Origin of the sequence: Caldisalinibacter kiritimatiensis, assembly GCF_000387765.1 — a bacterium.
Classification (GTDB): domain Bacteria; phylum Bacillota; class Clostridia; order Tissierellales; family Caldisalinibacteraceae; genus Caldisalinibacter; species Caldisalinibacter kiritimatiensis.
In genome coordinates this window covers 1-7,874 of record NZ_ARZA01000126.1, presented here as the reverse complement: position 1 = coordinate 7,874, position 7,874 = coordinate 1, and the positions used below count along the sequence as shown (strand labels likewise).

The 7,874-nt window shown below is 31.3% G+C and carries 9 protein-coding genes; all 9 read right to left on the bottom strand.

The window, feature by feature from the left end; genetic code table 11:
• Positions 1-206: 206 nt before the first annotated feature.
• Complete coding sequence (fabZ, locus tag L21TH_RS06135) at positions 207-635, bottom strand: 3-hydroxyacyl-ACP dehydratase FabZ (protein WP_006311899.1); 429 nt, start codon at positions 633-635, stop codon at positions 207-209.
• Positions 636-650: 15 nt separating this feature from the next.
• Positions 651-1,574: an AEC family transporter gene (locus L21TH_RS06130; RefSeq protein WP_006311897.1), complete on the bottom strand. Its 924-nt coding sequence runs from the start codon at positions 1,572-1,574 to the stop codon at positions 651-653.
• Positions 1,575-1,662: 88 nt separating this feature from the next.
• Positions 1,663-2,007 (bottom strand): rod-binding protein, encoded by a 345-nt coding sequence (locus L21TH_RS06125; RefSeq protein WP_006311896.1) that lies wholly within the window; start codon positions 2,005-2,007, stop codon positions 1,663-1,665.
• A 31-nt stretch (positions 2,008-2,038) separates the two neighbouring features.
• Positions 2,039-2,836, bottom strand: a complete 798-nt coding sequence (flgG, locus tag L21TH_RS06120) for a flagellar basal-body rod protein FlgG (RefSeq protein WP_006311895.1) — start codon at positions 2,834-2,836, stop codon at positions 2,039-2,041.
• Positions 2,837-2,947: 111 nt separating this feature from the next.
• Positions 2,948-4,021, bottom strand: a complete 1,074-nt coding sequence (locus L21TH_RS06115) for a flagellar hook-basal body protein (protein WP_006311894.1) — start codon at positions 4,019-4,021, stop codon at positions 2,948-2,950.
• Positions 4,022-4,213: 192 nt separating this feature from the next.
• Positions 4,214-5,239, bottom strand: coding sequence for a rod shape-determining protein (gene mreB, locus L21TH_RS06110; RefSeq protein ID WP_034429474.1), 1,026 nt, complete (start codon positions 5,237-5,239; stop codon positions 4,214-4,216).
• 269 nt (positions 5,240-5,508) lie between these two features.
• A complete protein-coding gene (spoIIID, locus tag L21TH_RS06105; protein ID WP_006311892.1) occupies positions 5,509-5,769 on the bottom strand; it encodes a sporulation transcriptional regulator SpoIIID in 261 nt (86 codons plus the stop codon).
• A 91-nt stretch (positions 5,770-5,860) separates the two neighbouring features.
• Complete coding sequence (locus L21TH_RS06100; protein WP_006311891.1) at positions 5,861-6,700, bottom strand: M23 family metallopeptidase; 840 nt, start codon at positions 6,698-6,700, stop codon at positions 5,861-5,863.
• A 105-nt stretch (positions 6,701-6,805) separates the two neighbouring features.
• Entirely contained in the window at positions 6,806-7,795 is a 990-nt protein-coding gene (spoIID, locus tag L21TH_RS06095) for a stage II sporulation protein D (protein ID WP_006311890.1), read from the bottom strand.
• Between the last annotated feature and the right edge of the window lie 79 nt (positions 7,796-7,874).

Here is a 7,874-nt window from a genome sequence, read left to right as displayed (position 1 = left end):
TTTTTTTTACTAATTTTCTGTGGATAAGTTTAATTTTGTATTTTGCAACTATCTAAATTAATGCGACTAAAGTCGCCTTTTGTCTGTTCGCTTTTCACTATTAGCGAATGGCTAGTAGCCATCAATAATGTCAACTTTCACGTCCCTTTTTACGCAAATATCATATATAAATTTCTATACATATATTTAAAATCCTTTTAAAAATTTTACTTTTCAACAAGTCCAAACATTAAAGTTCCTTTACAAGCAATTTCGTCTCCTACATATGCCACTGCTTGTGCTTTTCCTATTCCTCTCTTCATGGTTATAAGCTCTACTTCCATTCTCAATGTATCTCCAGGTCTTACCTGCTTTTTAAATCTTACTTTATCTATTCCTGTAAATACTGCTAATTTATCTTTATTTTCTTCAAGTGTCATTACTGCAACAGCTCCTACTTGAGCCATAGCTTCTACTATAAGTACCCCCGGCATTAGTGGATTACCTGGGAAATGACCTTGGAAAAAAGGTTCATTTATTGTGACATTCTTTATACCAATTGCTTTCTTACCTGGCTCTAACTCAATTATTTTATCTACTAATAAAAATGGATATCGATGTGGAATAAGTTCTTGAATTTCAATATTTGATAACATATTAATTCCTCCTTATTACATAGTTAATAATAGCATTATTAAAGGTATAGTAATTATACTCAATGTTGTAGTAAGAAAAACACCTTGAGATGCTAATCTATAATCTGATTCGTGTATTCTCGCAAATATAGCTGCATTAACCGCTGAAGGCATAGCACTTATGATAACAGGTATGCCTATAACTATTGGAGATAAATTAAACATAGATAAAACAAAATACACTACTAAAGGTATAATAATGAGCTTTATTAACGCAGAAACCATCAAGCGACTATTAGTAAATATTTCTTTAAACTTCATATCTCCTAACAATGAGCCTACTACCAACATAGACATTGGTATAGTAGATGCTCCTAATTTGTCAAGAGAAATATAAATCGGTTCTAGTAGCTCTATAGAAAATAAAAACAATAAGAATCCTATACCTATAGATATAATCCCTGGGTTTATTAAAGACCTTAGATTAATCTTATTATTCCTCTCAGGAGTAACCAGTATAACACCTAAAGTCCAAATTAAAATATTAAACCAAATATTATATATAGCAGCATAAAATACACCTATTTTACCGAAAATGACTTCTACTATTGGATATCCCATAAACCCTACATTTCCGAAGATTGTTAAAAATTGATATACTCCTCTTTTCTTGATGTCCTCAACATGAAAAACCTTTAAAAATACTACTGATATTAAAAGGATAAAGGCATATACCCCTATGCCTATAAGTAATAATTTTATGCTGTTTTCCATCATTTCTTCAGAAAACTTATAATTCATTGCTGTTATGATTAATGCTGGTAAAGTAACATATATCACAAGCTTTGATATGCCTTTTCCTAATTCATCTGTCATTATGTTAAATTTCTTTACTACGAATCCTATTATAAGTAATATAAATAGTACCGATGCTTGATTTAATACAGAAATAAAATCCATAAATTACCTCCCACACTTAATAAACAATAAAAAAAGGAAAGGATTTACCCCTCCTTATATTTTATCATATAATATTAACTTTGTTACATTAGATACTATTCTTCATTTGTTCATATAATACTTTTGCTATACCAATACCTTCACCTTGGTTAGATACTTGTTTTGCAACTTCTTGGTCATACATATCCTCAAAAATCTCTCTAGCTGTACTTTTATTTGTAATACCACTATCAGGTACTGTAGACCTCATCTGCTTTAACATCATATGAATAAAAATACTCTCAAACTCTTTACATACTTCCATCAGCTTTTGATTATCTTTAGTTTTCTCTGCATTATTTATCTTAGATTTTAAATTCTCAACATTATTATTCTTTTGTATGTTAGCTTGAGTTATTACATTATTGACGCTTAGATTTCTAATGCTATTCACATTACATCACCACCAAAGGACATTTGTATGTTTATCTTCTAACATTATTAGCCATTTGCATCATTTCATCTGATGTCTGTATTGATTTAGAATTTATTTCATATGCTCTTTGTGCTGTTATCATCTTAACCATCTCTTCTACTACTTGTACATTTGATGTTTCTAGATATCCTTGTAATATTCTATAATCTGTATCATCATCCTTTACCTCTATTGGTTCACCTGAGCTTGCAGTTGCACTATATAAGTTTTGTCCTTCACTTATAAGTCCTTCTGGATTCATAAATTTAACTAGTTTAAGTCTTCCTAGCTCCACTGTTTCTCCATCTTCATCTACAGCCGTAATATTTCCTAATTCATCTATAGATAAATCTGTCATTCCACTTTCTATTACTATTTCATTATCACTATCATCTAGTACATAATATCCTTCTGAAGTAGTTATTTTACCCTCGTCATCATCTATACTTAACTTAAAACTACCATCTCTTGTATAATTTATTTCACCATTTGGACTTGCTACCGCAAAAAATGCATATCCATCTATAGCTAAATCTAATGGGTTTTGTGTTTCCTGAAAGCTCCCCATCTTAAAATTTCTAGTTGTAGCAGAAGGCATAACTCCATGACCTACTTCTAAATTTACAGGAGTACCTTTTCCATCCTCTGTATTTCCTTTCTTTAAAGTTTCATAAAGTAAATCTTTGAACTCAACTCTTTGTGCCTTATATGAAGTCGTATTTACATTTGCAAGATTGTTAGAAATAGTATCTATATTAAGTTGTTGTGCCTTCATCCCTGTAGCTGCAGTCCATAGCGACCTAACCATAATCCATATCTCCTTTCGTTTATAGAGAAATTTAAAATTAACGAAATATAAACAATATAACTCATATATTTAAGCCAGTAGCAAATTTAATTGCCGACTGTCAATTAAATTCTATATTCTCGCTATATCATTCACTGCTTTACCTAATAATTCATCTTGAATTCTCATTACTTTTTGACTAGCTTCGTAATTTCTAAGTAAAGTAATCATATTAGTCATTTCCTTTATCGCATCAACATTTGAATTTTCTAAATATCCCTGTAGAACTTGTCCATTAAATTCTAATTCTTCTGCCTGGACTCCTTCTGTTATTTTATATAAATTATTTCCTTGCTTTTTTAAATGCTCTTTATTGCTAATTCTTACAACATCTAATTTATCTATAACTTGTCCATCTTTTATTATTTCTCCATTCTTATTTATAGAAAAATTGTCTCCATCTACTATTATTGAGCCATATTTTCCTAATACAAAGTGTCCTTCTGATGTTATAAGTTCACCATTTTCATTTAATGTAAATGAACCATCTCTAGTATACATAGTTCCCTTATCTGTATGCACTTTAAAAAACCCTTCTCCTCTTAGTGCAAAATCAAGGTTATTTCCCGTCTCCTTTATATTACCCTGTTTGAAATTTATTGCTACTCTATCTAATTTAACACCTGCACTCGTAGTTCCTATAACACTTGGATTGGGTAATGCAACAAGATTATCAAGCACTTGTCCATTTGACAATACGTTCCCATTTGAGTCTATTTGTACATTACTATTCTCTACTTTTATTTTCCCGTTTTTGCCTAAAATATAACCTTCACCGTTTGTTTTAATGTTACCATTACCATCTTTATAAAATGTTCTTAAATATCCTTCTTCATCTATTGTAAATTCAAGAGCTTTTGTATATCCTACGCCATCCTTTGTTTGTACTTTAAAAAATGCATTTTGTGTGTTCATTCTAAATTTATTTCCTTCTTGCTCAACATTAATACCTTTAAAGGACTTAATAGATTTCATATCCGTTTTGTCATTAATTTTTCTTAACAACATCTCTGGAAAAGACTTTGCAATAACTAAGTCTTTTTTATAACCTGTAGTGTTTATATTTGCTAAGTTATTTGATAAAGTGTCCATTCTCTTTTGATTCACTATTAACGACGTAGTAGATGTGTATAAACCATTTAACATTTAATTCACCCCATAATTATTCGTATCCGTTATTTATATCGACAAGTTCATGCAATTTTTTTAATTTATATGTAGTGCTTTAGTCCTATTTCTATTGGTCTACAGTTCTTGGTTTGGGTTGACAAAATTTCTTTAGTTACCGGCTAATAGCCAATTCAATTGTCCATTGTAAATTGTCAACTGTAAATTAATTTAATATGCCCTTCTTCTATCTGCTGATGCCATTCCGTTATCTAATTCATCTAAAGAATCTAATGCTATACCTGTCCCTTTAGCTACACATGACACTGCATCCTCTGCTACTTTAACAGGCACTCCTGTTCTCTCACTAATAAGTTTATCAAGACCATATAATAATGCACCGCCGCCAGTCATAATAATACCTCTATCACTTATATCTGAAGACAATTCAGGTGGAGTTCTCTCTAACACAGAATGAACTGCGTCTGCTATAGCTGTCACAGGCTCTTCTAAAGCTTCTAACATTTCAGTTGAAGATATCTTCATATTCTTAGGAAGTCCAGTTACCAAGTTTCTTCCTCTCACATCCATGTAAACTTCCTTTTTTCTTGGATAAGCTGTACCTATATTTATTTTCAAATCTTCAGCGCTTCTCTCCCCTATCATTATATTATGTCTCTTTCTTATATATCTAACAACCGCTTCATCAAATTTATCTCCAGCTATTTTTATAGAGTTGCTTACCACTATTCCCCCTAAAGATATTACTGCTATATCTGTTGTACCTCCACCGATATCTACTATCATGTTACCACTAGGTTTAGATATATCCAGACCTGCACCTATGGCAGCAGCAATAGGTTCTTCGATTAAGCGTGTACTCTTAGCTCCTGCTTGATTGCTAGCATCTAATACTGCTTTCTTTTCTACTTCTGTTACTCCACTTGGTACACACACTATAATTCTAGGTTTAAACAAAGTTGAACCTGCTGCTTTTTGAATAAAATATTTTAGCATTCTCTCAGTAACTTCAAAATCTGAAATAACTCCGTCCCTTAGAGGTCTTATTGCCACTATATTACCTGGAGTTCTTCCTAACATTCTTCTAGCTTCTTCTCCTACAGCTAAAATTTTATTTGAATTTTTTTCAATAGCTACTACTGAAGGCTCCTTTAAAACTATACCCTTTCCCTTTATATACACTAAAACACTAGCCGTCCCTAAATCTATGCCCATATCTGCTCTAATACTAAACATATTCATCCCCCATTCCATCATTTTTTCCAATAAGAATTTATAACCTTTATGTAAAATTTACTGAAAATACAGAATCATTAATTTATATAAGAATCTAATCTTAATTCTTTTTCAAGAAGTCCGAGATTTAGACATACTAAATATCATATTCTATAAACTTAAAAAAAATCCTTCTATATTTTTCTATTTAACAAAAAAATAATACTTTCTACTTATAGACTATAAGTAGAAAGTATTATTCCTCTCTGTATATCAAATTGTCTTATAGTTTATCGCTGCTGACTCATAGCTTTATACTTCATTTTTGTAGCTTTGCCACCTCTGATATGTCTCTCTGCCTTATTTTTATCAAGCACCTTTTTTCCCTTTCCAGCCACAAGAGGGTTTATCCTAGGAAGGCGTTCAGTTACATCCTTGTGTACAGTGCTCTTGCTTACTCCAAAAATATTAGCTGTTTGTCTTACAGTAGCTTCTTCTTCTATTATATACTTTGCAATCTCTAAAGCCCGTTCTTCTATGTAGTCTTTCACATATCTAACCCCCTTTGAAGAGTTGTGTTGGAGTCTTTTTACATTAATATGCATTATTTAAACATAATAGAACATTTTTTCACATCTCTAACTAGTTAAACTTAGGTAAATATAATTTAGGATTAACATGCTCTCCATCTACTAAAACTTCAAAGTGTAGATGTGGTCCTTGTGCCATTTCAAAGCTTACCCCTTTACCTATTCCACTTATTGGGTCGCCTTTTTTCACTGCTTGACCCACCTTTACCATGCTATCCGTTGAAAGATTAGCATATCTTGTTTGTATACCATTTCCATGATTTAATGTTATAACTATTCCTAATCTAGTATCTTTTTCAATCTTAGCTACTGTGCCATCCAATACAGCCCTTACTACACTACCTTGTTTTGCTGAAATATCTATGCCAAGGTGAGTTGTCCATTGTTCTAAAGTTTTTGAATAAACCAACTTGTCTTTTGCATAATCTAAAGAAAGCTTTCCATTGACTGGTAACATCATAGATTTTAATATCTCTTGCTTCGACTTTTTCTTGACATTAGCAGTTGTGTTGGCAGAAGCTACATTAGCTGTTTCTATAGCTTTATTCTTATCTTGAGCAGGTTTTTCTTTTGTGTTTTGAATATTTTTATCTTCTGTTGTTTCCATTACTTCAATACTTGGGTTTTCTTCCTTTGCTTCTTCATATTGTTCATTTGAATCTTCTGTAAAGTTATTTTGTGGTAAATCTGTTTGTTCTAATTGGTTATCCTGTTTATTCTCAATAGTATCTAATTTGTTAACATTATTTCTAGACACCCAAACTGCTGTGGTAGCCACTATACATATACATAAGAATAAAATAATATAAAACCCCTCTTTATCAATGAGCCTACGGAAACTTGATTTTGTTTTGTCTTTAATGGAGTTTCTGTTTTTGTTATTTTCCTCCATAACCTCACCTCCATTAGTAGTATGTCCATATTTTAGTATTTAATACATAATTTTAAAAAAAGCTACAAAGTGGTTTTTTTAAAATTATCGTAAAAAAACCGAGCATTACTGCTCGGCAATATTATGAAGTTCTACTCCTGTATAATAATGTTTTAATATTTCATCATATGTACTTCCATTTTTAGCCATGCCATTTGCTCCCCACTGACTCATACCTACTCCATGACCGTTACCTATAGTATTTATTTTCAACTCATTTCCTCTTATAGTTATTTTGAAATTAGTTGAATTCAATTTAAATAATTCTCTAATTTCACGCCCAGTAACTATTGTATTATCTATTCTTAACTTGGTTATACGCCCACTTTTACTTCTTTCTATTAATTGAATTTTATTAGGTAATGTAGATTTTGTAAGCTTTATGTTATTATACTTGCTTTCTATCTTTTGTATAAACTCATCTACTGTCATAGTTACAGAGCTTTTCAACTTGGGTGCTCCTTTTTCATATGGACTTACAACACTTCTTAAATAAGGTACTTTAGATAAAAACACTTTCTCTGAATCTTCTGTCATACCTCCACTTGTAGAGTGAAACAAAGGTTCTATAGGTTTACCATCGTAAGTAATGATAATTCCCTTTGTACTCTCAACAGCTTCTTCTATCTTAGGCCAATGCTCATACATCCATTTACTACTAGAATGTACTTGCCTTAGCTCATCTTTAGATAACCAAGCCTGACAATGAATCCCAGTACATAAAGGAGCTTGTGGATGGTCAGGATGTCCGTTTTTATATTTCTGTATACGATATATGGCATATGTTCTTGCTGCTACCGCTTGTGCCTTCAATGCTTCTATATGAAATTCAGCTGGCATTTCAGCCGCTACTACACCTTTTATATACTCCTCAAGTTTCATTTTTTCTACCTTTTTTGTTTTTACATTATATATAGAGATTTCATTTTCTTTTTTTATTTTTTTTATTTCATGTTCATAATTCTCTGTTCCTATATCACATCCTTTTATTAATGCTATGGGAATGATTATAGTTATAAAAATAATAAATACCACATATATAGCTATTCCTTTCATGTTGTCCCCCTTTATCCACTTGTTATTAGCTCGTTGCAGAACTCTACAACTCGCATAAATACTGCATTTTATTTATTTA